Origin of the sequence: Natrinema salsiterrestre, from assembly GCF_029502005.1 — an archaeon.
Taxonomy (GTDB): domain Archaea; phylum Halobacteriota; class Halobacteria; order Halobacteriales; family Natrialbaceae; genus Natrinema; species Natrinema salsiterrestre.
This window is the reverse complement of the sequence record NZ_JAMQOT010000006.1, coordinates 20,812-45,514: the sequence shown is the minus strand read 5'-3', so window position 1 is coordinate 45,514 and position 24,703 is coordinate 20,812. Positions and strand designations below refer to the sequence as shown.

Sequence of the window (24,703 nt, the reverse complement as noted above, 5' to 3'; positions counted from 1 at the left end):
ACCTTTCGAAGACGACTGGCAGTCCGATCGTCGAAACGACGTTTCGACCGTCCGGTCACGGCAGGTGCTGCCAACAGCAATCGTATTATGCCCGCCCTGCGAATACGAGCCCGTATGGAAAACATCGCGCTTCACACTGGTACAACGCATCCGGACCTCCTGTGGATCCTCGTCCCGGCGTTTCTCTCGTTCGTCGCGGGACTCGGCGTCGCCGCCTACGCCGACCGTCTCCGGGCGTGGTTCCGGCCCGCAAACGCGACGACGAGCGACTGACCGGTCGTTTCGGTTCCAAACCAGGTTCTCCGCTCCGTAGCGTCCGCGTTCGGCTTCCGAACAGTTACCCGCTCACCGAGCTCCCGGAGCCGCTACTCGACGACGTGTTCGGTATCGTACGAGCCGAGCCGCCGAACCCACCCGTTCTCCGCGATCTCCTCGAGGTCCGCGATCGCTTCGCTCGTTCGCGACTCGTAGAGGCCCGCTTCGAAGTCGATGTGGAACACGTAGTCCCCCAACCGCTGGCCGCTCGGTCGCGACTCGACGCGAGTCAGGTTGATGTCGCGATCCGCGAAGGGCTCGAGCAACTCGAGCAACAGGCCGGGGTAGTTGGCGTTCGGATAGACCACGACCGAGGTCTTGCCGCCGCCCTTCGAGCGCTCCTCGGCGGGCGCGAGCGCGAAGAAGCGCGTCGCGTTCGAGTCCTGATCCTGAATGTCTTCGGCCAGGACCTCGATACCGCCGCCCGCGTTCGCCGGATGGCCGATCCCCGCGACCGAGGGATTCTCACGGGCGAGCTCGACGCCCTTGGCCGTGCTCGCGACGGCCTCGAGGGTGGCGTCGGGATACTCGCGATCGAGGTAGGACCGGCACTGGGCCAGCGCCTGCGAGTGGCTGGCGATGGTGTCGAACTCCGGCCCCTGAGCGAGCAGGGCGTGTCTGATCGGCGTGACGATCTCGCGGACGACGGCGACGTCGTAGTCGGCCACGGCGTCGAGACTCTCGGTGACGCTGCCCTCGATACTGTTCTCGATCGGGATGACGCCCCGATCGTACTCGCCGCCGGCGACGGCGTCGACGATCGCCGTGACCGACTGTCGGAAGTCGATCTCCTCGTCGTCGGCGATCGCACTCGTCGCTCTGTGAGAGTAGGTCCCTTCGGGTCCGAGCGTAACTGCAGCCATTACCCCTCGGTAGCAGGGAACGGGTCAAAAGACCGTCGGGTCCCGCGAGGGGTGAGTCGAGCGGACGTCGATATCGGTGCGATCAGTCGTCGGCCGGCGCTCCGGCCGCGTCCTCGCGCGAGACGACGAAGCCGTCGTCCGTCGCTCGAGCCGCGACGTGGGGCTGGAAGACCCACGCACACAGCAAGACGATCGGGATCATCGTCGCCGCGACCACGGAGTAGCCGGTGTGGAGGCTCGGCATCACCGGGGCGGCGTAGACGAGCGGGTAGACGATTCCGCCGACCGTGCCGACGCCGCCGACGACGCCGGCGACGCTCCCCGAACTGTCGGGAAACATGGCCGGGACCTGCGCGAAGATGGCTCCCTCCGCGAACGCACAGCCCATCCCGACGACGAAGCCGGCCGCGACGGCGAGCAGTACCTCGCCGGTCAATCCGGCCAGACTCATTCCGATCATCGCGAGCACGATGAAACACAGCGTCACGAAGGTCCACTGCTCGCGGTAGCGGCCCGTGAAGACCGGCAGGATGTTCTTTTCTTTGCGGGCCAGCAGGTCACTGACGTAGCCACCGATCGGCCGCAGGAGACCGGCCGCGACGGAGAACGTCGCCGCGAAGGTACTCGCGAGGACGAGGTTGTTCGTATCGAACCCCTCGCGGTAGTAGGTGGCGAGCCAGCCGTTCATCGAGAGCTCGAGGCCGAAGCTCATCACGTACGCCAGCGCGAGCACGACCGTCCCGTATCGCGTGGCAGTGTGGAGCCACTGTTTGAGCGTCGCGCTCTCGGCGGTCGCCCGGCGGCGCTCCTCGGACTTGGCCGCCTCGCCGATCGTGTAGTAGACGATCGCCAGCAGGATCGAGACGATCCCGGTGTAGAAGAAGGCCGCTCGCCAGCTCGTCTCGAAGATCGGGCCGCTCCAGCTCTCGGTGAACACGCGCGGCAGGATTAGCGCGCCGCCGGCGGCACCGGCGTTGCCGACGCCGGCGTAGATCCCTTCCGCAGTCCCCAGCCGTTCCTCGTCGAACCACTCCGAGACGTGTTGAATGCCGATGACGAAGGTGATCCCCGCCGTCGCGACGATCAGTCGCGTGACGAAGAAGACGCTGTACGACTGGGCGAAGGCGCTCGCGATGGAGAACACGCCCACGTACGTCAGGACGATGGCGAACACCGTCGGCGCGCCCCAGCGATCGGAGAGCCAGCCGGTCAGGATCCGACCGAACGGTGCGAGCCAGATCGCCGCGCTCGCTAGGATCCCGATCTCCGCCAGCGAGAGACCGAACTCCTCGGCCATCGGCCCCGTGAACGGAGCGAAGGAGAACCAGATCAGAAACGAGAAGTTGAACCCGATCGTCGCCAGCACCAGCGTCCGCCACTTGGTCATTTTGATCACGACTGTTCACCTCCGACCGCCCCACGGCAGATCTCTTTTATCTTTAGAACCTCGAGCGCAAATATCGAGGCGAACGTTTTCTTTTCTCGAGAAATGAGGCCACCCTTGACCAGTATTTCGGGACTTACTTCGACGTTCTTCCACATATTTCACGCGGATGATCCGGCGACTACTGTATAAATCTACTTCTTCGTATCCTCTAACCCTGTGGGACAATACTCCCAAATACGTTCCGTATTATCGTGTATTATGTTCGTATATGTGGGCAGATATCGCGAAAAAATATTTCTTATTGAAAATAGCACCCGTGTCTGCAAACGATCGATCGGAGAGACTCCCTCACCTGTTCGATACCATCTCTCTGCTCGAGGTCGCGTTCACTGCCTGCGACCGACTCGAGGCCCTCCGGCCGTGCCCACGCCTCGAGGGCGATAGAACGACATCGCTCGCGATCGAACCGACTCCGGAGAAAGCTACCGATCGGACGATTTACTCTTCGAGGTGGTCGATTCCTTTCTTCGAGACGTTCGCCTCCGTGATTTCGTTTGGCATCCAGTCGGGCTTGTCGTCGGGAGCCGTCTCCTCCCACGCCCAGCCGTCGTAGATGTGGACCTTGTCCGTCCCCTTCTCTCGGAGCTTCAGTTCGACTCGTTCGGCTTCCGCTTCGCTCGAGCCGGGCTCGAGCCGGCGGGCGGCCTTGAGTGCGGCCTGCCGGGGCGTGTTGCCCGAGAAGACGCTCGACTCGTCACCGCCCGATTCGCGCAGTGCAAAGTTCCGTTTACCGTCTTCGCGTACCATGATTGTCGCCTCCGTGTCAGCCCAGCACACGATCCGACATAAAGATATCCCCGGAAATCGACCGACTGCGCCGGTATCTTTAAGTAACGGGCGAACGCCATATCACCGCAATATCTGCAGTTACCGCTCGTCGCCGTCGCGTGATTGTCGGGCCGGCGTGTGCGTATCGAAGTCACCATTTGGGGCGTCGAAAACACTTAAGTATATCCTACGGCGAAGTTCGCAATAGAATCCCGCGATGGTACGGAAAAAGAAGCTGAGTCCAAGCGGTGCGAAAGACGACGACGGTAACTACCACAACGTCCACCTCAACCTCCACGAGGACGAACTCGAGGTCGCGGGTATGGATATCGGCGACGAGGTCTTCGTCCGAGTCCGGGACGGCAAAATAATCATCCAGAAAGCCGACGACGACGACGTGGAACACGAGTTCTAACGAAATTTTGCTCTGCGGGCCGCCTTCGGCGGCCCTCGGCAAAATCTTCAAAAGAGCGCGCAGCGCTCTTTTGGACCTCGCGGGATCGAAGATCCCGCTCAGTTTCGATCAAAAGCACTCCTCCTTCCGTTCTCTCACTCCCGTCGGTCGTTCGTTCACATCAGTCGTCGGCCCGCTCGCTCGTTTCACTCGCTCGCGGTAGCATAACGCTGAATCACAACCGCGGACCAGTCCCCCTCAAGAAACCTCACGGAGTCGGTTGAGTTCGGGAATCGCGGTGACGAGACCGTCCCACTTGGTCGAGACTGATTACGTAGACTGTGGTCACGTTACGATTCGGATCTCCGACCCCGAGCGATATCTCGCGCAAATTCGGTTCGCTCGAGAGGCGAGACCCGTTCCAGACACATCCTCTTCTTTCCCATCTTATTTATACGAAAGCATGATTGTCCATTGGCGTGGGTAGTGCCACGATACCTAATGCCTATTAAAAATAACCGTTCAAAATGGCCGCGGTCTGACGATCGTAGCACCGGTACCGAGGATCCCAACGGACGCGTTTCGGACGACAGGTTCGCCGACAGCGTCGTCGATCGACGGACGTTCCTGAGCCTCTCGGCGGCGACGGGGGCCGCGCTCGCGCTTCCCGGATCCGCCACCGCGGACGTCAGCGGCGAGGCGATGACCGACGAACTCGCGTTCGTCGTCAACCACACGTCCGACGAGTACGAGGCGGCGACCGTCGTCGAGTTCGCGACCCGGGGCGCGCTCGAGTCCTTCGCGGACGCGTATCCGACGGAACCCGACCCCGATCTCCGCCGGCCCCCGAAGGCGGTCGTCCGCGAATCGCCCGCGCCGGCGGCCCATGCTCATCTCACCGCGGACGAGGTGGCGGACGTCCTCGAGCGAGACGGGATCGAGCGACTGGATTTCTCCCCCGGGGCGAACCCGTGGTGGAAACTCGAGTCGCCCTACGACGACGGCGTCTTCCCGCCGGTCGAGGAGGCGCGGAACTACGTCTCGCACGGCGAACTCGGGCAGGGGCTCGCACACCTCGAGACCACCCATCCCGACCGCGTCCGCGTTCGAGAGATCGGCGAGTCGCCGGGTTGGGCCAATCAATTCACCGGCGAGGATCCGGACCCGCAACCGATCTACGTCGCCGAGGTGACGGCGAACGTCCGGGACGGGGACTCGTTCGCGTCGAAAGAGAAAGTCGTCTACTCCCTCTCGATTCACGGCGACGAACGCGCCGGTACCGAGAGCGGATGCCGGCTGCTCGAGGACGTCGCAGCGGGTCGAGCGGACGACGTCGAGCCGCTGCTCGAGGATCTCGTCCTCGTGTTTCTGTTCACCAATCCCGACGGCTGGGTCTCGCGGACGCCCCAGAGCGAAATCCCGTGGGTCGAGGAACACAACACCAACTTCCAGCGCGGCAACGCGAGCGTTTTCGAGGGCCAGCCGATCGATACCAACCGTCAGTACCCGACGATCGGCTGGACGAATCCCGGTTTCCGACCGGCCGAACCCGACGGCGCGCCCGACGACTACTACGATCTCGTGCCGGACGCGCTCGCCATCGTCGACCACCTGCGCGATTACGACGACGTGGCGTTCTTCTGTGACTACCACGGGATGTACACCGCGGATCACGCGGTCTTCAACCTCGAGACGAACGCGCCGCTCGATCACGGCGAGACACACGATCTCGACGGGACCAACGTCGGCATCGGCGAGGCGATGCAGGACCGCTGGGGCGGTATCGACGCGATCGAAGACGACGTCGCGACCGCCATCGAAGAGATGTACGAGTGGGTAGAGGACGGCAGCGAAGCTGTCCCGGATGGCGATAGCTACGACGGCCTCTTCGACTGGGGAACGACGTACGATTCGATCAACTACCAGGTGACCGGCGGCTTCGCGGACTGGGCCGGCCAACCCGAAGCGTTCGGCGGGCTCGGAGCGACCGCAGTGTCGCCGGAGGTGATCCTCTCGAATCACCTGGTCGCCGCTCGGAAGGAGTGGAAACCGTACTCCTCGCGTCACTACGTCACGGCGTACCGGCTCTCGATGCGAACCTGTGCGGAACTGACCGCACGCGAGACGAGCGCGACCGTCGCGACCGGCGGGCGAGACACCGCGTACGTCACCAGCGACGAACTCACGCGCTCGTCGGCCGATCTTCCCCACACCGACGATCATTCCGGTCGTGGCGGCGGCTACGGGCAAGAACGGGCGACCGAGGTGCGGCGGAGTCACGCGGTGCTGGGTCCCGGTCCCTCGGCCCAGTCGAGCGCGACGGTCGAAGCGGTCGACTCCTCGCACTCCCTGTTCGTCCAGTTCGACGGCGTTCGACACGCCACCGAGGGGACTATCCGTCTCAGGGATCCGGACGGAGATACCGTCCGAGAGATCGATCTCACCGCGAAGGCGGATCCGACGGATTCGGCGGCGCGAAAACACGACTCCGAGGAAGCCTTCGTCCGCCGTCCGCAGGCCGGCCGGTGGCAGATCGAGGTCGATTCCGACACCGAGATTCGCGTCGCCACGACGATGATCGACGCCGACGGCGACGTTCCCGACCCCGAGGAGGTGCTCGGATACGAACAGCGCGAGTACGCCGTCGATCCGATGCAGTTCTTCGAGGACCTCGAGCCGTTCCTCGAGGACGGCGAGATCGAGGCGATGAGCGTCCTGGACGTCGCCATCGGCCGCCTGTTCTGGGACGACTTCTCGACGTGTCGGTACGACACGCTCGTCGTCTCCCACGACGACGGCATCGAGCATCCGCTGTATATGCGCGCGATCGAGGCCTTCGTCGAGCTCGGCGGCGATCTCGTGCTCACGGACGCGGGCGTGAACCTGCTCGGCAAACTCGACGTGGGCGACGCCGCTGCGATCGCGCCCCAGGACGTCAGCGACGGCGAGATGCAGTTCGCAACGCTCGAGGATCGGGACCTCGAGCATCCCCTGCTCGCGGGAATTAGATCTCGGCAGCGGGAAATCTGGAAGGGATCACAGCTCGGCTACACGACGGGGATCGACCAACCCGCGACGACCGTCGATCTCGAGGCGTTCCCGGACGCCGGCGGCTCCGTCGCCGGTACCCACCCGCGATGGGAGGTCGACGACGGCGAGCCCGTTCCGGCCGATTACGGCGTCGGTGCCGGCACGCTCTCGGCGGGCGACGCGGAGATCACCGTCCTCGGATCGGTGCTGCCACCCGCCCGACAGACCGAACTCCACCCCTTCGGGATGGCGGACTACGCCGTCTCGTTCATGGGCCATACGCTCCTGTGTAACGCCCTCGGGTTCGAACAGCGACGATACGAGGACGGCGAGCTCGTGAAGACCATCGGCGAGATTCGGTAGAAGAGAACGACGCGTTCGCTGCCCGATCGGGAGCGATCGGGCCCTATCGGAGCGCCCCGAGGTCGAACTCGAAGGCAGACACCGGCACCTCGAGGTCGTGTTCGACGAGCACCTTCGGGTGGACCTCGCCGATCACGCCGACTTCTTCGCCGTCGATGACGACGGCCGCTGTTCGACCCGAAATGAAGGTCGGGTGGTCGGTGGGAGGCGTCTCGAGGGCGACGTCGAAGTTACGGGCCAGTGCCTGGAGCCGCGCCTTGGCGTCCTCGTAGCCGGCCTCGTGGTGTGCGAGGACGGCTCCGACGCGGCGACTCTCCGCGACGCCGGTGTTCTCGCTCTCGTCGACCTCGGCGGCGAAGCCGATCTCGGCGAGGTTCTGCGGGTACGAACGGTGGGTGTTTCGCTCGAGGACCATCAACAGCGAGGGCATGACCCATGTCCGCAGCATGGTGAAGTCCTCGCTGTAGGGCTCTTTGATGGTCGCGGCCTCGCCGGCACCGTAGACGTCACCGTCGGGCGAGACGTCGAGGCGCTCGTAGTTTTCCTCCTCGCTGATCATGTGGAAGTTCAGCATATCCTCGAAGCCGTGCCCGACGAGTTGCTCGCGGACCGAGCGCTCGAGCCGGGAGCGCTCGTGACGACCGCCCACGGTCCCGATATCGGGATAGCGGGGCTCGAGTTCGTTGAAGCCGTAGGCCCGCCCGAGGTCGTCGATGACGTCCAGCGGGTGGAGCACGTCGACGCGGTAGGGCGGGATCGTCACCTCGTAGACGAGGTTGCCGTCCTCGCTCTCTGCTTTCTCTGCCTCGAGGCCCGACCGTTCGGCGAGGTCGATCACTTCGTCGGGATCGAGCCCGATGCCGAGGATGGTCTCGATGCGGTCGTGAGCGACCGTCTTCGTCTTCATCGAGAGGTCGGGACGGACGACCTCGCGATCCGGATAGTCCACCCGAACTTCCTCGAGCGTGGCTCCCCGGGCCGAGAGCGCGTAGCAGACGATGTTCAGCATCTTGTCGATCGTCCACTGGTCGGTGCCCGTCATCTCGACGAACAGGTCCCGCGAGTCCGTCGACACCTCGGTGCGCCGGCCGTTGATCACCGGCGGGAACGAGAACAGCCCGATGCTGTCGTAGATCGCCGGATAGCGCTCGTACTCGCTGACGAGATCGGCGTAGGTCTGGCCGGTCTGGTGGTCCTCGAGCACGTCGGCCGGCGTCATCTCCTGATCCGAATCGAGAGGGACGAACCGGTCTTCGTCCGGCTCGACGCCGACGTACTGGATGGTCGGGTTGCCTTCGGTGGCGGCAGTCCCTTTTAACATCGTCAGATCGTGGATCCCGATCGCACCCTTCGCGCGCTTGCGCCCCATGGTCGCGTGGAGCTTCTCCTGGAGCTGGATCAGGGACTCGAGGGCCTCCTCGTCCAGATCGACGTCGCGGACGACTGCACCCGTGACGTACGGGCGCTCGTCGGGGACCGACTCCGCGACTTCGATCGTCCACTCCGGCGAGTTCGGCGAGGGGACGTGAACGCCACGCGAATCGCCGTACTGGTAGCGCATCGAGCGGGCGACCCCCTCGACGGAGAGCCGATCGAGCCGGTCGGGCGCGAACTCGAGTTCGAACTCGCCGTCCTCCGTTCGACCCTCGAACTCGAGGCCGAGGCCGAACAGGTCGTCGATCAGGTCGTCGTCGCTCTTTTCGTCGTGGCCGGTCAGGTCTCGCAGTTCGTCGGGGTCAATGTCGACCGTGGGCATCAGTAGGTCACCTCCGTGTCCCGCAGCAGTTCCAGGTCACACAGCGTTCCGTGGATGTCCCGGATGTCCTCGAAGCCGTACATCAGCATGAGCAGTCGCTCGAGGGCCAGTCCCCAGGCCATCACGTCGCACTCCACGCCGAGGGGCTCGAGCATCTCCTCGCGGAAGATCCCCGAGTTGCCGATCTCGACGAGTTCGCCGGTCGTCGGGTGGGTGCCGAACAGCTCGAAGCTCGGCTCGGTGTAGGGGTTGTAGTGGGGCTTGAACCGGATGTCCTCGATCCCGAACTGGGAGTAGAACTCCTCGAAGGTCCCCATGAGGTCGCGAACGGAGAGGTCTTCGGCCATCACCCAGCCTTCGATCTGGAAGAACTCGAGCAGGTGCGTCGGATCGAGCGTGTCGTTGCGGTAGACCTTCTCGACGCTGAAGTACCGCTGTGGCGGCTCGAGGTCGCCGATCTCCTCGCCCGAGAGGTAGCGGGTCGACAGCGAGGTGGTGTGTCCCCGAAGCGCGAGCGCCCGGGCGAAGTCCTCGTCCCACGGCGAGTGGTAGCCCTCGCCGTCCTCGCCGACGCCTTCCCTGTGGGCGCGCTCGACGCGGTCGACGAGATCCGCGGGAAGGTCGTCGATGTGGGTCGGTCGCTCGAGGGCGAACCGGTCCCAGTGCGTGCGCGCGGGGTGATCCTGCGGCATGAACAGGCAGTCGTTGATCCAGAAGTCCGCGTCGACGTGGGGGCCGTCCATCTCCTGGAAGCCCATCCCGACGAGGGTGTCTTTGACCCGCTCGGCGGTCTGGCGCAGGATGTGGACCTTGCCGCCGTCGAAGCGCTCGGCGTCGGCCTCGACGTTGTACTCGGCGAACTCGACGTCCTCCCACTCGCCGCTCGTGAGTAGTTCGGGGGTCACCTGTCCGACCGTCTCGGCGGTTTCGATCCCCGCCATCAGCTCAGTGACGGCGCGCTCGGTCAGGGTCACCTCGCGGACCGTCGACTCCGTTCGCTCGAGCAGGCCGCGGCGCTCGAGGGACTCGAGCGTCTCCGAATCGACGTCGACCCCGTCGACCGGTGCGTCGTCGACGTCGGCGAGCGCCTCGAGCGCGTTCGCCTCCGCGTCGGCGTCCGGATCCGCGTCGGAATCCGCGGTGATCTCGCCGCCCTCGATGGCGCCGTACCCCTTGCGCGCGTAGTTCGAGAGCGCGATGTCGACCGCGCCGCCCTCGAGTCCCGACGCGCCGATGACCTGCCCCATCGAAACGGGGTCGGCGTCGGCGCCGGCCTCGAGCGCGGCCTCGTACAGCCGAACTTCGGGGAGCCCGGTATCGACGTAGTCGCGCCCTTCGTCGGTCAGTGCGACCGTTTCGTCGGTCCGCTCGCTGACGGCGACCAGTCCCTCGTCCTCGAGTTCGAAGACGGCCCCGGTGACAGTCTCCGGGGGGAGCTCGGTCGCCGCGGCGAGGGCGTCGACGGACAGTGCCTCGTCCGCGTTCGCGGCCTCGAGGACCGCGACCTGTTGTGCTGGAAGTTGCATTCGCTTGTTCGTATGCCTGCGTGTCGGTCAGTTAGCGGTTCCGATACTGCGCGGGACCGAGTCCCGCCGTGACCTCGAACGGTCGGTTTCGCCGCGAGCGCCCGGTGTGAGCGCTCGCGGATCCACCGGCCCGGGTTACCGGGCGAAGAAGAAGCCGAATCCCGACCGCGTTCGCCGTCTCTGGCTGTCGACACCGACTCCGTGGGATCCGGGCGTCATACGTCTCGCCTCTCGACGATAGCGCAAAAACCTTGTGCTCGAGACGGCTCCCGTGTGCGACCCGTCGGTGTCGGTGGCGACCCGTTACTGCGTCCTCTCAGCCCGGTCGCGTCGCGCGACGTGCTCGAACTGGGCTCTCTCGGTGCCGACGAATCCGTTCCGAATCGCCTCCGGTCAGTGGTCCGAACGCTCACGGCTGGTTATGTAGCGACGCTGTAGCCCGCACTTACATCGGTCAGTACTGCAGAACATTCGCCGCGGAGTGGCCAGTAGACGGCCGCTCTCGAATGGTAACAAAATTATGAGTAGAAGAAATTACACGCTCGCAGACGAGGGTAGCGCGACGGCCGTCCTTCTGGGCGCGGTACTCGCTCGACTCCCCTCGAGTTCGAAACGCGCGTGGAACGCGCTGGTGTACAGTTCGGCGTATCTGTCGCTGATCGCGATGGCCGAGGTGGTCGTCGTGTCGGTACTCCTCTCCCTGCCGCCGAGTCCCGCGGCGATCGTCGTCGGACTGATCGTCTTCGCGGTCTATACCAACGACAGGCTCGCGGACGCCGATACCGACGCGGTGTCGAACCCGGAACAGGCGGCCTTCGTCAAACGTCACCGGGACGTGCTCTACGTGTCGGCGTCGGTCGCGTACGGACTCGCCGTCGCGCTCTCCGTGCTCGGCGGCCCGGTCGCACTCGCGATAACCCTGTTCCCGGGCGCACTCTGGGTGTGCTACGCTACGGACTGGATTCCCGGGACCGGCGCGCACGTCCGGCGGTTGAAAGACGTCTTTCTCGTCAACACGACGGTGGTCGCGCTCGCGTGGGCGGTGACGCTGACGTTCCTCCCCCTCGCGTTCGCCGACGACGTCGTGACGACTCCGACGCTGGTCGTCTTCGCGTACTTCTTTCTCCGAGTGTTCACGAACACGGAAATCCCGAACGTCCGCGACGTCGAGGGCGACCGGGCGATCGGCGTGCTGACGATTCCGGTGGTCGTCGGTGTGGATCGGACGCGGTGGATCCTCCTCGGGATCGATTGCGGTACGGCCGCACTCGTTGTGCTCGCAGTCCACGCCGGGTGCGTACCCGCTCAGCTGGCGCTCGCACTGCTCGCCGGAATCGCCTACTCGATCGGCGTCACGTCGCTGCTCGGTCGGTCAGAAAACGCGCGACTGCTGGCGAAGGCAGCCGAGTGCGAGTATCTCGTCGTCTTTCTGGTCGTTGCGCTAATCGTAGTGTTTATCTGACATAAAGGCGATTTCGAACATATTTCGAGGTGGAGCTGCTTCCCCGTACGCTTAATATCTACCAGCGATATCTACCGTCTATCGGTGGTATTCGTTCCCATTCTGTCTGGTGTCTTACTCGTGACAATTGCGATCGGAACGGCGGCGGCACTCATCGCCTGGCGGGAACGACCCGAACCGGGTGCAGTGCCGCTCGTCGTACTGCTCGCCGGTCAATGCTGGTGGTCTGCCTTCCTGATCTTCGACCTCGAGGCGGCGACGCTCGGCGCGAAAGTCTTCTGGGCGAACCTCCGGTGGATCGGCGTCGTGACGATCCCGGTCGGCTGGGCGCTCTTTTCGCTCGAGTACACCGGGCGCGATCGGTACGTTCGGCCGCGCTACGTGGTCCTCCTCTCGCTCGTGCCGCTGCTCACCGTGGTCTTCGCACTCACCGGTAATCCCCTGCTCTACACCGACTCGACGCTGGTCGTCGAGGACGGGTTGTCGCTGCTCGATCGGAGCCCCGGCCCCTGGTTCTGGGTCATCACCGCCTACACGTACCTGCTCGGACTGCTCGGGTCCGTTCCGCTCCTCGGCTTGATCTGGAACGATTCGCTGCCGTTCCGGGGACAGAGCGCGGCGCTTCTCGTCGGAATCATGGCTCCGTGGGCGAGCAACGTCCTCTTTCTGATGGACGCCGTTCCGCTTCCGGGGCTCGATCCCACGCCGGTCGCGTTCTCGATCTCCGGCGTCGCCTATCTCGGGGCCCTCACTCGGTTCCGACTCTTCGGAATGAGTCCGTCGCCGAACCCGCGGGCGCGCCGACTGCTCTTCGAGCGGATGCCCGACGGTGCCATCGTCACGGACGGGCACGATCACATCGTCGACAGCAACGAAACCGGTGCAGCGCTTCTCGGAACCGAGCCCCGCTGCGCGCTCGGTCGGCCGCTTCGGGAGGTCGTGCCGGACGAGTCGCTCGTCCCGACGGACGGATCGGTTTCGGAACAACGCCTCTTCCGGAGTCCACACGACGACCGGCTGTACGACGTGACGGCGACTCGCATTACCGACATTCACGATCGAACGATCGGCCACGTCATCACGTTTCACGACGTCAGCGAACACGTCCGACAGCAACAGCGCCACGAAGTCCTGAACCGCGTCTTCAGGCACAACATCCGGACCGAAACGAACGTCATCAGCAGCTACGCCGACCTCCTCGCGGACGAGGAGAGTCAGGGCGTGGCCGACGAGATCACGGCCAGTGCGAGCCGGATCGACGAACTGGCGACGAAAGCCCGCGAAACCATCGAACTCTTCGAACAAGGACGGGAGCCGGCCGATCCCGTCTCGCTCGCATCGCTCCTCGACGACGGCATCGCGACCGTCCGCGAGCGGTATCCGGCCGCTCGCATCGAGCGAGAGCGGGACTTGGACGATATCTACGTCGCTATCGTCCTCGAGCCCGTCTTCGAGAACCTCATCGAAAACGGCGTCGAACACAACGCCGGCTCGGAACCCTCCGTTCGGATCGAGGTCGAGCCGGACGGCGACTGGGTCCGGGTCCGGATCGCGGACGACGGCCCCGGTATCGATGACTACGAACGGTCGCCGCTCGAACGCGGGACCGAGACGCCGCTGGAACACGGGAGCGGGCTCGGCCTCTGGCTGGCCAAGTGGGGTGCCGAACTCGCCGGCGGATCCGTGACGTTCGGCGCGAACGAACCGAGCGGTTCGGTCGTCACCGTCGAGGTACCGGTGTTGACCCCGTCCGGCGCGTCGGGACACCGATCGACCGAACGTCCCTCGGACGACCAGTAGCGCTACCCGTTCGAGACTCGCGTCCGCTCGACGGAGCCGGTGTCGACCCACTCGAACCCGGACTCCTCGGCGGCCGCGGCCGCTTCGGAAACGGCCTCGGGGTCGAACTCGTCTTCGAACTCGATTCGGGTCTCGTCGGGCTCGACGGCCGGCAGTTCGGGGAGGAACTCGTCGTCCTCGAGCAGGCCGCGCACGGAGACCCTGCCGCCCGCACCGAGCGCCGCGCCGAGCGCCTGATACCGGTCGTCTTCGGACTGCCAGTCGACGTCGGTCCCGAACGAGTCGTTCGTGACGCGGGCGGTCGTACTGGTCCCCGAGAGCGATCCGAACTCGTCTGCGGTCGACGTTCGGTCGTTCGTCTCCGTCCCGACGTCGCTCTCGTCCTCGCCTTCGCCCTCGTCGTCGCTCCGCGACACCGAGGGAGAGCCCCGGAGTTCGAAGCCGTCGACGTCGCTGGAGCCGTCGACCGTCGACCCGATACTTCGCACCGTCGGCGCTCTCCTTCCCGATTCGTCGCCGACTGATGCATCGTTCCCGGTCGCGTCCGCCGATCGACAACTGTCCCGCTCGAGCGCCCACGACGGCCACGGATCGCCGTTATCGCCCCCGTTTCCGGGACTCTCGCCGGCGGCCCCGGTCGCGTCGGCGGCCCTCTCCGTCGACACGTACGCGGCCAGTCCGCCCTCGGGGCACAGCGGTCGATCGAACGCCGCGATCCGCGGGCCGTAGTGATCCCGGAGTCGCTCGAGTTCGCTCTCCTCGATCAGCGCGACCCGCCAGCGCTTGCGGCCCGGCGAGAGGAGGACGAACCGGGCACCCGTCCCCGCGAGAATCGTCTCGTTGATCGTCCACAGGACGGCGGGGAGGTTGTGCTCTCCCAGCGGCGTGTCGGGGTAGGTGACCGACGCCTCGCGGCTCCGACCGCGCGGATCGGTCGCGGTGAGTTCCAGTCCCGCCTCCGCCGGTTCGACCGCGAACGACCAGCCGATCGCGTCGAAGACGGCCTCGAGTTCGCCGGCGAGGTCGGCTCGCGAGTACTGCGGCGGACAGGCGAAGCCGCGGTCGCCCCAGGTGATCGTCCGGCGAAGCACCGACGTCCGGTCGACCTCGTCCGCGAGCACCTCGGCCAGCACCGCCTCGAGGCGCTCGTCGCTGACCTCTTCCCGCCTGATATCCGCCGCCGTGACGCCGAACGCGCCGAGCACGTCGGCACAGACTAATCGCTCGTCGTCCGGGTCACGGGGGTGCCGGGCCATCGTGACTCACGGTTTCGCAACCGCTCATATATATCTTCTCTAGACAGCAAAATATAGGGTAAGAGGAAGTAGAACTAATAGACATAGGTCCGCTATTGAACCGTGAAGAGTCGTCACCGGGTCCGGCCGGGCTGTTTCGGTGACCGATCGCTTCGCGACGTCCGACGACGGCGACCGCTCGCATCCCGAAATCGGGTGCTTGCTGCCACAACTTCCAATACGATCCGCTCGTTCTAGAGGACCAGTGTCGCGGCTCGCGGTCGGTCGCCGTCGAGGCACCACCGTCTGCTGCGACGAGCGATTCGGCGGACCCGCCTGTATCGAATATCGGTGTGGGACGGACCGCCGTAATCGAACCACTTCCGCCAACGAATGAATGGACAACGATCGACGAGCGACTCGACTGGTCGAACAGGGAGTACCGACGACTTCCACACCGTACAGCTACTGCTCGCGGACGAGGGCCGACGAACGACGATTCGCGATTTCGTGGGCGATCGCTACGAGATCACGGCCGAGCGATCCGTCTCCGACGCGGATCTGACCATCGTCGGGGATCGTCTCTTCTCCGAGTACGCCGCGAAACTGCGCCACCGGGTCGGCCGCCGACAGCCGGTGTTCTGTCCGATCGTGCTGCTTCGTCGCGACCCGGATACCGACGGAATCTCCCTCTCCGATCCCGCCGCCGGCGACGACCCGCCGCTCGTCGATGCGGTCGTCGAACCGCCGCTCGAGCCGGCGCGCCTCCGCCGTCGACTGCACTCCTTGCTTGAGCGGCGGCGGCAATCGCTCGCGCTGTCCGAACGGGAAGCCGAGACGAGCGCCGGATCCGAGTTGCGCCGCGGCGACTCCGACGACCGAGCGAGTCCGGACTGGCTGACCGACACGGTACTCGAGGTGGGCCCGGAGTGGCGGCTCTCCCTGATCGAGGACCGGGCCGAACGGATTTTCGACGTCGACGCGGACGCAGTCCGCGGTCGGTCCCTCTGGGACGTCCTTCCCGACTTCGTCGGGACTGGGTTCGAGGACGCGTTCCGGCGGACGATGCAGAAGCGCGAACCGACGTCGACCGAGGGGTACTATTCAGGAACGGACGGCTGGCTGTCGGTTCGCGTCTGTCCCGATCCCGGCGGTGGGGTCTCAGCGTCCGTCTGCGACGTCGCCGACCGGACGGTTGCGACTCGCCGATACGAGACGATCTTCAACCACACGTACCAGTTCACGGGACTGCTGAAACCCGACGGAACGCTGATCGAGGCCAACGACCCCGCACTCGAGTTCGGCGGTTTCGATCGGGACGATGTCATCGGTCGTCCCATCTGGGAGGCCGGCTGGTTCAGCCACTCAAACGCGCTTCAGAAACGGGTGATGGAGGACGTATCGAGGGCTTCGAACGGCGAATTCGCTCGTCGGACGGTCGAAGTGCAGGGAGCGGACGGAACCGCGACGATCGACTTTTCGGTCCGTCCGGTTCGAGACGAGCAAGGGACCGTGACGTTGCTCGTTCCCGAGGGGCGGGATATTACCGCACTCGACGAACGAAAACGGGAGCTAGAACGGCACAAACGACAGTTTGAGGCCGTATTCGAGGATCCGAAAATGCTCGTCGGCCTGCTCGAGCCCGACGGGACGCTCATCCAGGCAAACGAGACGGCGATGAGCGCCATCGACGCCGAGCTCGAGGAGATCGCTGGCGATCCGTTCTGGGACGCGCCGTGGTGGCCCCCCGACGCAGCCGCGGACGTTCGGGAGTGGATCGACCGCGCCGCCGACGGCGAATACGTTGAATACGAGCGCGAACACGCCGCGCAGGGGGACGACACGTTCACGGTTTCCGGCACGATTCGGCCGGTTACGAACGGCGGGGGCGACGTAGTCTCGCTCATCGCCTCCGCCCACGACGTCACCGAACGAAAGCAACGGGAACGCGAGCTCGAAGTGTTCGAAATCCTCCTCGAGGAGATGACTGACCTCGTCACGGTTCTCGACGAAGAGGGCACCGTCCAGTATCAGACCCCGTCGATCCAACGGGTTCTGGGGTACGAACCGAGCGCACTCGAGGACGAGAACGCCTTCGAGCACGTGCATCCCGACGACAGGGAGGCGGTCACGGCGCAGTTCGCAGACCTGGTCGACCGTCCGGGAGCGACCTCCGATCGGATCGAGTTACGGATCCGACACGCGGACGGGTCGTGGCGGTGGCTCGAGTCGATCGGCACCAATCGATCGGGGACGCCGATCGACGGCTATCTGATCAACTCGCGGGATATCACCGAGCGAAAGCGCCGCGAACGCGAACTCGAGCGAACGAACGAACGGTTGGAAGCGTTCGCCAGTATCGTCAGCCACGACCTCCGGAATCCGTTGAATCTGCTCGCCGGCTCGCTGGAACTGGCCGAGGAGACCGGCGATCCGGAGCAGTTCGAGCACTGCTACTACGCGATCGACCGGATGGAACAACTCGTCGAGGATCTGTTGATGCTGGCTCGACAGGGGGACCGGGTCGATTCGATCGACACCGTCACCCTGCGAAAGCTCGTCGAGGAGTGTTGGCAAACCGTCGACACTGGAGACGCGACCGTTCGCCTCGACTCGCCGGGGCGAGTCCTCGCCGACGAAAGTCGCGTCCGTCAGCTACTGGAAAACCTGCTCCGAAACGCCGTCGAACACGGCTCGCCGAGCCAGTCGGGCTCTGACGGGTCGGAAGACGCCGTCGAGCGCGGTGGCGAGGGGATCACCGTCACCGTCGGCGGGCTCGACGACGGGTTCTACGTCGAGGACGACGGCTCCGGAATCTCGCCGGCGGATCGCGATCAGGTGTTCGAAAGCGGCTATTCGACGACGACCGATGGGACGGGGCTGGGACTCTCGATCGTCACGGAGATCGCCGACGCACACGGCTGGCAAGTCGAGCTGGTCGAGGGCGACTCCGGCGGGGCCCGATTCGAGTTCACCGACGTAAGCGACCCGACGTGATCGACGCATCGAGGGCTCGGCCGCCAAGCTCAGTTATCGACGCCGCGGCGACTCGAGTTCGATGTCCGCGTTCTCGAGCAGGTCCTCGACGTCCTCGCGTTTCTCCTGATGTTCCGCGAGGAAGTCCTTCATCAACTGCGCGGCCTGTTCCTTGCAGTCGCCACAGAGGCGGTCGCCGCCGACGCACTCGTCGTAGACGCGCTTGGCGAACTCGTCGTCGTCGCCGGCCAGCAGGTAGGCGTAGAGTTCGTAGACGGGGCACTCGTCGGCCTTCCCGCCTTTCTCGCGTTGTTCCTCGGCGGTTTCCCGGCCGCCGGTCGTCGCCGCCTTCACCTTGTCGTAGCCGTCCTCCGGGTCGTCGAGCAGCGAAATGTGACTCGCGGGGATCGAAGAGGACATCTTGCCGCCGGTCAGCCCGGTCATGAATCGGTGGTAGATCGAAGAGGGCGGCTGGAAGCCGTAGCCGCCGTTATCGACCTCGATCTCGCGGGCGAGTTCCTCGGCCTCGGCGCGGTCGATCTCGAAGGCGTCGACGTGGCTCTCGTAGACCCGCTTTTCGCCCTCGATGGCGTCGATGAGGGCGTCGAACGCGTCGTCGGTCGCGCGTCGGTCGAAGAAGCGAGTTCGCGGCCGAACGGGCTCCATACCGGCCTCGTTCAGCTTCGTCAGTACCGAACTCAGCGTGTCGGCGCTCGCGTCGAGTTCCGACAGCGGCGTCTCCTCGAGCGCCTCGGCGACGTGGACGCAGCGCAGGTCGTCGTCGTCGAACTCGACGGGGTCGAGCCGCTCGTAGAACTCGGCGACGAGGGCGCGCTCGTCGTCCTCGAGTTCGAAGCTCGCGTAGGCCTCGCTCACTTTGAAAAAGCGCATCCGCTCGGCGAGGTCCCGGGCCAGTCGGACGTGGGGGTCCTGATCCGGCCCGACCGGAATCACGGTCGGCTTCGGCTCCTCGAGTTGCGGGTAGAGGATGTCGGCCATCTGGGTGACGACCGACTGCATGTGGGAGACGTCCGTCTCGCCGTCGAAGCCGTAGATCGCCTGAAACTCGGAGAAGTTGGCCTCCGCGCCGAGATCGAAGGCCAGATCCTGGACCTCGCGGTTGGTCGACTGGCGGTAGAGTTCGCCCTCCTCGGGATCGAAGCCGAGCGCGAGGAGAGAGAGCAGGTAGTTGCGCGCGTGCTCGTCGATCTCCGCCCAGCTCATCCCGCGGGCGGAGTTGGCCTCGAGGTCGGCGATCAACCCGTAGGCGTCGGCCCCCTGCTCTTGATGCCAGATGATCTCGTCGAAGACGAGCTTGTGGCCGATGTGCGGGTCGCCGGTGGGCATGAAGCCCGAGAGGACGGCGGCCGGGTCGTCGTTCCGTAACGCCCGGGCGACCGGCCGGTAGTCGCGGTGGCCGAAGATGACGCCGCGACGCATCAGGTAGTGTGGGTTCGGTACCTCTTCGAGGACCTCGTCGAACTCCTCGATGCCGAACTCCTCGAACAGCTTCCGGTAGTCGGAGACGCTCGAGGATCCCCAGGGGTCCAGCGCGACGTCGTCGGCACCTGCAGCCCCTCCATCGGTCAGCGGTTCACCAGTCGTCGGGTCCCCTGACTCGGACTCCTCGAGTGGGTCGTCTCCGGTCATTATCCCGATTTGGCTCGGCAGCGCGCAAAAGCCTTCGGCTTCGCCGTCGCCGAAATCATCGACCGGTGAGAGTGAAGTGGGGCTACCTCCTACATCGATCATCGATGCAGGTCCAGATACTCGGCCACGAACGGGAGATCGACGAGTTGCGGATCGATGCGGACCCGGTGACGATCCGCGAACAGGTACGGGAGTACGAGGCCGGCACGCGCGACGAATTCGACCTCGAGATCACCTATCCCGACGACTTCACGGGCGCTGTCATGCGGGCGATGACGGACATTCCGGTCGGCGAAACGCGAACGTACGGGGAGATCGCATCGGCGCTCGACAGCGCGCCGATCGCCGTCGGGCAGGCCTGCGGCCGCAATCCGATCCCCGTGATCGTTCCGTGCCACCGGATCGTCGGCGTCGACTCGCTCGTCGGATACGGCGGCGGACTGGACCTGAAACGGCAGTTACTCGAGCACGAGGGAGCTCCGATTCCCGACGAGCGATAGGGAGCGAGCGACGCGATCGGGCCCCTTCTCTCACGAACTGTTATGTTCCGCCCGCTCGACCGCCCTCCAATGGTCGAGTTTCCGATTCTCACCGACGGCGACGTCTACTCACAGTTCGACTACGGAACGGTCGTCGACGCCATGTGCGACGCCTTCGCGGAACGAGCTGCCGGCACCCTCGAGGCCCCGCCGCGCTGGCGCGTCGACGCCGGCGAGGGCGACCTGGTGTTCACCGCGGGCGCGGCCACCGGGCCGACCGGCGCGGCGGGGTTCCGAGTCTACGAGACCCATCCGGACGACGGCGACGGGCACACGGAACTGGTCGCGGTCTTCGACGCGGGCACCGGGACGTTCGAAGGCCTACTCGTCGGCCACGCGATCGGCGGCCTCCGGACCGGCGGGATCGGCGGCGTCGCGATCGACCGCCTCGCACGCGCGGACAGCGAGACGCTCGGGATCCTCGGGTCGGGGTTCCAGGCTCGAGCGCAGGTCGGCGCGGCGTGTGCCGCCCGCGACCTCGAGGAGGTGCTGGTCTACAGCCCGACCGCCGAGAGCCGCGCGTCCTTTGCCGAGACGGTCGATAGCGAGGTCGAACCGTCCGTCCGTGCGGTCGACGACCCCGAACCGGTCGTCCGAGAAGCCGACGCGCTCGTCTGTGCGACGAACAGCGAGGACCCGGTCTTCGATCCCGACTGGCTCGAGCCGGGGACCCACGTCACCACGATCGGCCCGCGGTTCGAAGACGCCCACGAACTCCCGCTCGCGGTCGTCGACCGCGCCGACGTCATCGCGACCGACTCGCTGCCGCAGGTCGACGCCTACGACCGGCCGTACGTCGCGTCTGGCGAGGACCGCGAGCGGCTGGTCGAACTCGCCGACGTGCTTGAGAATCCGGATCTGGGCCGCACGAACGCAGACGATCTCACGCTGTTCTGTTCGGTCGGGCTCGCCGGAACGGAGGTCGTGTTAGGAAAGCGGTTTCTCGAGGAGTTCGACGCGTCGTACTAGCCCACACTACCGCGCCGTCTCTGCTACCGCCCGCAGCTTCGCGACTCGATCGGACTCGACGTCGGCCAGTACCACCGCCGCGAAGACCGCCTCGCCGTCGGGTCGCGGCGCGTCGCCGCCGAGGACGCCGTTTTCGCCCACGGTCGCCTCGAGCGTCCCGCGCCCCTCCGCGATCGCCCGCCGGTTGAGCCACGCCGGCGGGCCACCGACGATCAACAGCCCGCGCTCGGCCGTCTCGGGGTCGCACTCGAGGGTGAGCTTGCCGCGAATCCCCTTCCGGACGACGGTCTCGATGGCGCTGACCGCCTCACCCGTGTCGACGTCCGGCTCCGCCGAGACGAGGCCGAGGCCGAACCGCGAGCCGCCCGTGTCGGCGTCCTGATCGCCGTAGCCGAGCGCGACGATGGCGGATTCGTTGCCGAGGATCCGGTTGATGTCGGCCGCGTCGACGACGTTCTGGGCGGTTACGTCGCCCGATCCGGCTCCTCCGCCGGCGAAGACGGCCCCCACTCGCGTCGCCAGCTCCCGATTGCAGCGATCGCGGGCGTCGACGACCGTCTCGCCGGGCTGAAGCCACGCCTCGTTGTCGAAGACGACGATCGCGTTCGCGAGCCCGTCGAGTCGGTCGAGCGCGGTGATCGCGTTCGTCGCGGCGTTCGGTCGCGGGACCGCGTCGGCGTCGCCCCTCGCGGTCGTCCCCGCGTGCGGTCCGGTTCCGGCCGCGTCGGCGTCGGGATCGAACTCCCGGTCGGCCGGGAGCGTCGCGAGAACGTACACCGGGACGTCGTACTGGCGCTGTAGTGCAGCGACGAGCGCCGGTGCCGTTCCCCCGCCCGTCGCGCCGCCGAGACCGACGGCGACGAGAAACGCGTCGGCAGCGGACGGCGTCCCGCGATCCAGCACCTCCAGAAGTCCGTCGGCAGCTACCTGCCCGATCTCGAATCCCCGTTCGAAGTCGCCCTCGAGACCGTCGCCGTCCTCGAGTCCGGTTCCCCGACCGTACCGATGGCGATGCGATTCGGGAACGACGACCCGCTGCAGATCCGATTCGTCGGTATCGAACGCGAACACGTCGGTGAGAAACGAGTGCCCCGCCGGCTCCGCGGCTCTGATCGCATCGGCGATTCGACAACCCGCCCCCCCGACGCCGATCACCTCGAGTTGCATACGCTCACACTCTGCCGTCGGAACTTTTACGTTTCCGTTGTGGAAAAATAAATTTCAGTCGGACTACCGGTTCGCGCGTAACGTCAGTTCGCTACGGCGTCAGGCGCTCGAGCGACCACCACTCGATCTCCTCGCTCCCGTCGGACTCGTCGCCGACGAGCGCGAACACCATCGTCTTCCGGACGCCGTGGGCGAGCCGGACGTCCAGTGCCAAATCCCGCGGCTCGAAGACGTACGCCGCCGGATGCACGCGGACGAGCAGCTCGGAGTGGCCGAGGTTCTCCACCGACTCCACGTCGGCGTAGGTCCGGAAGTCCGCGCCGAACTTGTACCCCGTCTTTGGGACGACGCCGTGCTCTCGGAGTTCCGTGTAGACGGTCAGCCGCCGATCGAAGCGCTCGCCCTCGACCTCGCGGCCCCGCTCGCGGACCGTCGCCGCCTCGAGGTCGATCGCGCCCCGCTCGGCGAGGTAGGTCGCCTCGAGCAGCGAACACTGCAGCGTCGGCTCGTCGTACTCCCGTCCCTCGAGCGGTTGGCCGTAGAACGTCCGCTCGTAGAGATCGAGGGGGGGCTCCCAGACGACGACGCGATCGGCGAGGAGGCCGGCCTCGCAGTCCTCTGGTAGCGCGGCATCCCCACTGGACGACCCGGTCGGGTCCCGGCGATCGATCTCGAAATAGGTGATCTCGCTCTCTTCGTCGACGACAGCCAGCACGCCCTCGGCGAGTTCGGCGGCGGGAACGTCGGTCCGCTCGCCGATTACCCGCAACGGGTACGCGATCTCGCCGTCGCGGGGTCCCTTCCCCCGCGGAAAGACCGCGAAATCGGCTTCGCCACCGGGTGGGTCCGGAACCCACGGCTCCGCGGCCGGCGAGAGGTAAAACCCCCGCGAGCGCAGGTCCGCGTAGACGAGGAACCGGACGCCGAAATCGTCGCCGGGTTCGCGGGAAATGAACTCGCGGAATCCCAGTCGCTCGCCGGTTTCCGCGTGGACGATGCTGTCGAGATCACCGCGGTAGAGCAGATGGGCCGCTTCGACCGGCGCGAGGGCGATCTCGTTCCCCTCGAGCGGATAGCCGTAGCCCCGCGAGTCGTGATACCGCTGGCGAGCGTCGCTGCCCACGCGGACGAGGCCCTCGTCCGCGTCGAACCGCCCCTCGAGTGACATACCCGTGGCTTTGCCGGCCGGCACTAAGTGGCTGCGGATCGATTCTTATTCGGGTGTGCCGTACGTTATCACTGAACTATCGTTTCGGTGAGATCCGATCCGAGAACCGTGATCGGATTCTGAATCGTCTCCGATTCGAACACCTTGAAAGCCCCTGACTCGCTCCGGTCGCAGGACTCGCTGTGGTCCTCACCTCACTTCGTTCGGTTGCGGTCCTTGCGTCGTCCGGCGTCCCGGACCGAGTCAGCCCCTTTCAGTCCCACCCACCGCAGCGACGGCTAGTCGGGACGCCGTCTCGGAGCGGGTGGCCAGTACGTTTTATGCGATGGGTCGTTCAGTCGTCGGCCGTCGGTTCGGCCTCGAGCGCCCCCTCGAGTGCCCGATCGCAGGTCGCGTCGAGACAGCGGATCCCGCTTCTCGTTTCGAAGGCCGGCAGCCCGCAGTCGCACTCGCCGTCGACGACGCCGGCGGGGACGGCGAAGCCGGTGTCGCAGTCGGGATAGTGTTCGCAGCCGGCGATGAGCCCGCCGCGGCGGAGGATTCGGAGGTCGCCGTCGCAGTCCGATTCCGGGCACGCCCACTCGCGGTCGAACGCCTGTTTGACCGCCGCGTCGAGGGATTCACAGCCCCTATCGAGGCAGACGTTGAACGCGAGGCCGCGCTCGACGCGCATCTTCGGGAGCCCGCAGTCGCAATCGCAGTGCTCGTCCCGGACCGTGGCGTCCGCGGGCACGCCGTAGCGGTCGCCACAGCCGACGCAGTGCACGCCGCTCGAGCGCACGAGCGCCCCGCCGCAGTCGGGACACGTGCCGACGGGCGTCCCGGCCGCAGAGGTGGGGTAGTGTGCGAACCCATCTCGTTCGTGGGCGGCGATTCGTAACGTCTGTGTGTCTTTCTTCGCGACGAGCGTGAAGCCGTCCTGTCGGTCGCTCGAGACGCTGTCGGCCCGCGTCAGCCACGCCACGGGCTGGTAGCCGTCGGTGTCGTGGACGAGGACGGTGTTGTCCGGTTTGACGATCGTGGTCACTCGGCCGCGGTACTCCTCGCGGTCGGTGCCTTCGGCGATGACGGTGCAATCGCCCGCGAGAACGCGGATCGCGTCGTCGATCATGGGGTCGTTGGCCGCGGTTTCGTACTTAAACCCGCGGACGAGCGACCGGCGGATCGCCACCGATCGCTCGAACTCGATAGCAGAACTAGCTGGCCGATCGCCCGATACCGGAATTCGGTTGCGTTACTGCCGCCGGCCGGACGGCGCTTTCGGAATCGCTACGG

19 protein-coding genes are annotated in these 24,703 nt (G+C 65.9%); 8 read left to right on the top strand and 11 right to left on the bottom strand.

Going from position 1 to position 24,703, the window contains the following annotated elements:
- The first annotated feature begins 114 nt into the window (after positions 1-114).
- Positions 115-273, top strand: coding sequence for a hypothetical protein (locus NDI89_RS16605; RefSeq protein ID WP_226004636.1), 159 nt, complete (start codon positions 115-117; stop codon positions 271-273).
- A 92-nt stretch (positions 274-365) separates the two neighbouring features.
- On the opposite strand, the gene pheA is transcribed toward NDI89_RS16605, so the two are convergent.
- From pheA to NDI89_RS16585, 4 genes are all read right to left on the bottom strand, one after another.
- Positions 366-1,178: a prephenate dehydratase gene (gene pheA / locus NDI89_RS16600; RefSeq protein ID WP_277523063.1), complete on the bottom strand. Its 813-nt coding sequence runs from the start codon at positions 1,176-1,178 to the stop codon at positions 366-368.
- Between the two features lie 82 nt (positions 1,179-1,260).
- Complete coding sequence (locus NDI89_RS16595; protein ID WP_307729431.1) at positions 1,261-2,565, bottom strand: MFS transporter; 1,305 nt, start codon at positions 2,563-2,565, stop codon at positions 1,261-1,263.
- Between the two features lie 5 nt (positions 2,566-2,570).
- A complete protein-coding gene (locus NDI89_RS16590) occupies positions 2,571-2,720 on the bottom strand; it encodes a hypothetical protein (RefSeq protein ID WP_277523058.1) in 150 nt (49 codons plus the stop codon).
- Between the two features lie 343 nt (positions 2,721-3,063).
- Entirely contained in the window at positions 3,064-3,372 is a 309-nt protein-coding gene (locus NDI89_RS16585) for a non-histone chromosomal MC1 family protein (RefSeq protein ID WP_277523056.1), read from the bottom strand.
- A gap of 238 nt (positions 3,373-3,610) precedes the next feature.
- Between NDI89_RS16585 and NDI89_RS16580 the strand changes: the two genes are divergently transcribed.
- On the top strand, positions 3,611-3,808 hold the full coding sequence (locus NDI89_RS16580) for a SymE family type I addiction module toxin (protein ID WP_006431836.1): 198 nt from the start codon (positions 3,611-3,613) through the stop codon (positions 3,806-3,808).
- A 480-nt stretch (positions 3,809-4,288) separates the two neighbouring features.
- Positions 4,289-7,180, top strand: a complete 2,892-nt coding sequence (locus NDI89_RS16575) for a M14 family metallopeptidase (protein ID WP_277523052.1) — start codon at positions 4,289-4,291, stop codon at positions 7,178-7,180.
- 43 nt (positions 7,181-7,223) lie between these two features.
- Here the strand turns inward: NDI89_RS16575 and pheT are convergent, their stop codons facing one another.
- Together pheT and pheS are read right to left on the bottom strand one after the other, a co-directional pair.
- On the bottom strand, positions 7,224-8,936 hold the full coding sequence (gene pheT, locus NDI89_RS16570) for a phenylalanine--tRNA ligase subunit beta (protein ID WP_277523050.1): 1,713 nt from the start codon (positions 8,934-8,936) through the stop codon (positions 7,224-7,226).
- Complete coding sequence (pheS, locus tag NDI89_RS16565) at positions 8,936-10,462, bottom strand: phenylalanine--tRNA ligase subunit alpha (RefSeq protein WP_277523048.1); 1,527 nt, start codon at positions 10,460-10,462, stop codon at positions 8,936-8,938. The genes pheT and pheS overlap by 1 nt, the downstream gene beginning before the upstream one ends.
- A 520-nt stretch (positions 10,463-10,982) precedes the next feature.
- Here pheS and NDI89_RS16560 point away from each other — a divergent pair.
- A complete protein-coding gene (locus NDI89_RS16560; RefSeq protein WP_277523046.1) occupies positions 10,983-11,924 on the top strand; it encodes a UbiA family prenyltransferase in 942 nt (313 codons plus the stop codon).
- Between the two features lie 126 nt (positions 11,925-12,050).
- Complete coding sequence (locus NDI89_RS16555) at positions 12,051-13,724, top strand: histidine kinase N-terminal 7TM domain-containing protein (protein ID WP_345781976.1); 1,674 nt, start codon at positions 12,051-12,053, stop codon at positions 13,722-13,724.
- Between the two features lie 2 nt (positions 13,725-13,726).
- On the opposite strand, the gene NDI89_RS16550 is transcribed toward NDI89_RS16555, so the two are convergent.
- Positions 13,727-14,980, bottom strand: coding sequence for a hypothetical protein (locus NDI89_RS16550; RefSeq protein WP_277523042.1), 1,254 nt, complete (start codon positions 14,978-14,980; stop codon positions 13,727-13,729).
- A 372-nt stretch (positions 14,981-15,352) separates the two neighbouring features.
- Between NDI89_RS16550 and NDI89_RS16545 the strand changes: the two genes are divergently transcribed.
- Positions 15,353-17,956, top strand: coding sequence for a PAS domain S-box protein (locus tag NDI89_RS16545; protein ID WP_277523040.1), 2,604 nt, complete (start codon positions 15,353-15,355; stop codon positions 17,954-17,956).
- A gap of 33 nt (positions 17,957-17,989) precedes the next feature.
- Here NDI89_RS16545 and NDI89_RS16540 read toward each other — a convergent pair whose 3' ends face one another.
- Entirely contained in the window at positions 17,990-19,585 is a 1,596-nt protein-coding gene (locus NDI89_RS16540) for a tryptophan--tRNA ligase (protein WP_277523038.1), read from the bottom strand.
- A 104-nt stretch (positions 19,586-19,689) separates the two neighbouring features.
- Here NDI89_RS16540 and NDI89_RS16535 point away from each other — a divergent pair, with 104 nt between their 5' ends.
- Together NDI89_RS16535 and NDI89_RS16530 are read left to right on the top strand one after the other, a co-directional pair.
- The gene (locus NDI89_RS16535) at positions 19,690-20,085 is read left to right on the top strand and encodes a methylated-DNA--[protein]-cysteine S-methyltransferase (RefSeq protein WP_277523036.1); all 396 of its coding nucleotides are present in this window, start codon (positions 19,690-19,692) and stop codon (positions 20,083-20,085) included.
- Between the two features lie 69 nt (positions 20,086-20,154).
- Complete coding sequence (locus tag NDI89_RS16530; protein WP_277523034.1) at positions 20,155-21,093, top strand: ornithine cyclodeaminase family protein; 939 nt, start codon at positions 20,155-20,157, stop codon at positions 21,091-21,093.
- Positions 21,094-21,099: 6 nt separating this feature from the next.
- Here NDI89_RS16530 and NDI89_RS16525 read toward each other — a convergent pair whose 3' ends face one another.
- From NDI89_RS16525 to NDI89_RS16515, 3 genes are all read right to left on the bottom strand, one after another.
- Positions 21,100-22,260, bottom strand: a complete 1,161-nt coding sequence (locus NDI89_RS16525) for an FtsZ/tubulin family protein (protein ID WP_277523032.1) — start codon at positions 22,258-22,260, stop codon at positions 21,100-21,102.
- Between the two features lie 91 nt (positions 22,261-22,351).
- Complete coding sequence (endA, locus tag NDI89_RS16520; protein WP_277523030.1) at positions 22,352-23,428, bottom strand: tRNA-intron lyase; 1,077 nt, start codon at positions 23,426-23,428, stop codon at positions 22,352-22,354.
- A 334-nt stretch (positions 23,429-23,762) separates the two neighbouring features.
- Positions 23,763-24,539 (bottom strand): endonuclease NucS domain-containing protein, encoded by a 777-nt coding sequence (locus tag NDI89_RS16515; RefSeq protein WP_277523028.1) that lies wholly within the window; start codon positions 24,537-24,539, stop codon positions 23,763-23,765.
- Between the last annotated feature and the right edge of the window lie 164 nt (positions 24,540-24,703).

Coding starts and splice junctions, on each gene's coding strand:
- NDI89_RS16605 (WP_226004636.1), top strand. CDS start 115: ATGGAAAACATCGCGCTTCACACTGGTACAACGCATCCGGACCTCCTG.
- pheA (WP_277523063.1), bottom strand. CDS start 1,178: ATGGCTGCAGTTACGCTCGGACCCGAAGGGACCTACTCTCACAGAGCG.
- NDI89_RS16595 (WP_307729431.1), bottom strand. CDS start 2,565: ATGACCAAGTGGCGGACGCTGGTGCTGGCGACGATCGGGTTCAACTTC.
- NDI89_RS16590 (WP_277523058.1), bottom strand. CDS start 2,720: ATGTGGAAGAACGTCGAAGTAAGTCCCGAAATACTGGTCAAGGGTGGC.
- NDI89_RS16585 (WP_277523056.1), bottom strand. CDS start 3,372: ATGGTACGCGAAGACGGTAAACGGAACTTTGCACTGCGCGAATCGGGC.
- NDI89_RS16580 (WP_006431836.1), top strand. CDS start 3,611: ATGGTACGGAAAAAGAAGCTGAGTCCAAGCGGTGCGAAAGACGACGAC.
- NDI89_RS16575 (WP_277523052.1), top strand. CDS start 4,289: ATGCCTATTAAAAATAACCGTTCAAAATGGCCGCGGTCTGACGATCGT.
- pheT (WP_277523050.1), bottom strand. CDS start 8,936: ATGCCCACGGTCGACATTGACCCCGACGAACTGCGAGACCTGACCGGC.
- pheS (WP_277523048.1), bottom strand. CDS start 10,462: ATGCAACTTCCAGCACAACAGGTCGCGGTCCTCGAGGCCGCGAACGCG.
- NDI89_RS16560 (WP_277523046.1), top strand. CDS start 10,983: ATGAGTAGAAGAAATTACACGCTCGCAGACGAGGGTAGCGCGACGGCC.
- NDI89_RS16550 (WP_277523042.1), bottom strand. CDS start 14,980: ATGGCCCGGCACCCCCGTGACCCGGACGACGAGCGATTAGTCTGTGCC.
- NDI89_RS16545 (WP_277523040.1), top strand. CDS start 15,353: ATGAATGGACAACGATCGACGAGCGACTCGACTGGTCGAACAGGGAGT.
- NDI89_RS16540 (WP_277523038.1), bottom strand. CDS start 19,585: ATGACCGGAGACGACCCACTCGAGGAGTCCGAGTCAGGGGACCCGACG.
- NDI89_RS16535 (WP_277523036.1), top strand. CDS start 19,690: ATGCAGGTCCAGATACTCGGCCACGAACGGGAGATCGACGAGTTGCGG.
- NDI89_RS16530 (WP_277523034.1), top strand. CDS start 20,155: ATGGTCGAGTTTCCGATTCTCACCGACGGCGACGTCTACTCACAGTTC.
- NDI89_RS16525 (WP_277523032.1), bottom strand. CDS start 22,260: ATGCAACTCGAGGTGATCGGCGTCGGGGGGGCGGGTTGTCGAATCGCC.
- endA (WP_277523030.1), bottom strand. CDS start 23,428: ATGTCACTCGAGGGGCGGTTCGACGCGGACGAGGGCCTCGTCCGCGTG.
- NDI89_RS16515 (WP_277523028.1), bottom strand. CDS start 24,539: ATGATCGACGACGCGATCCGCGTTCTCGCGGGCGATTGCACCGTCATC.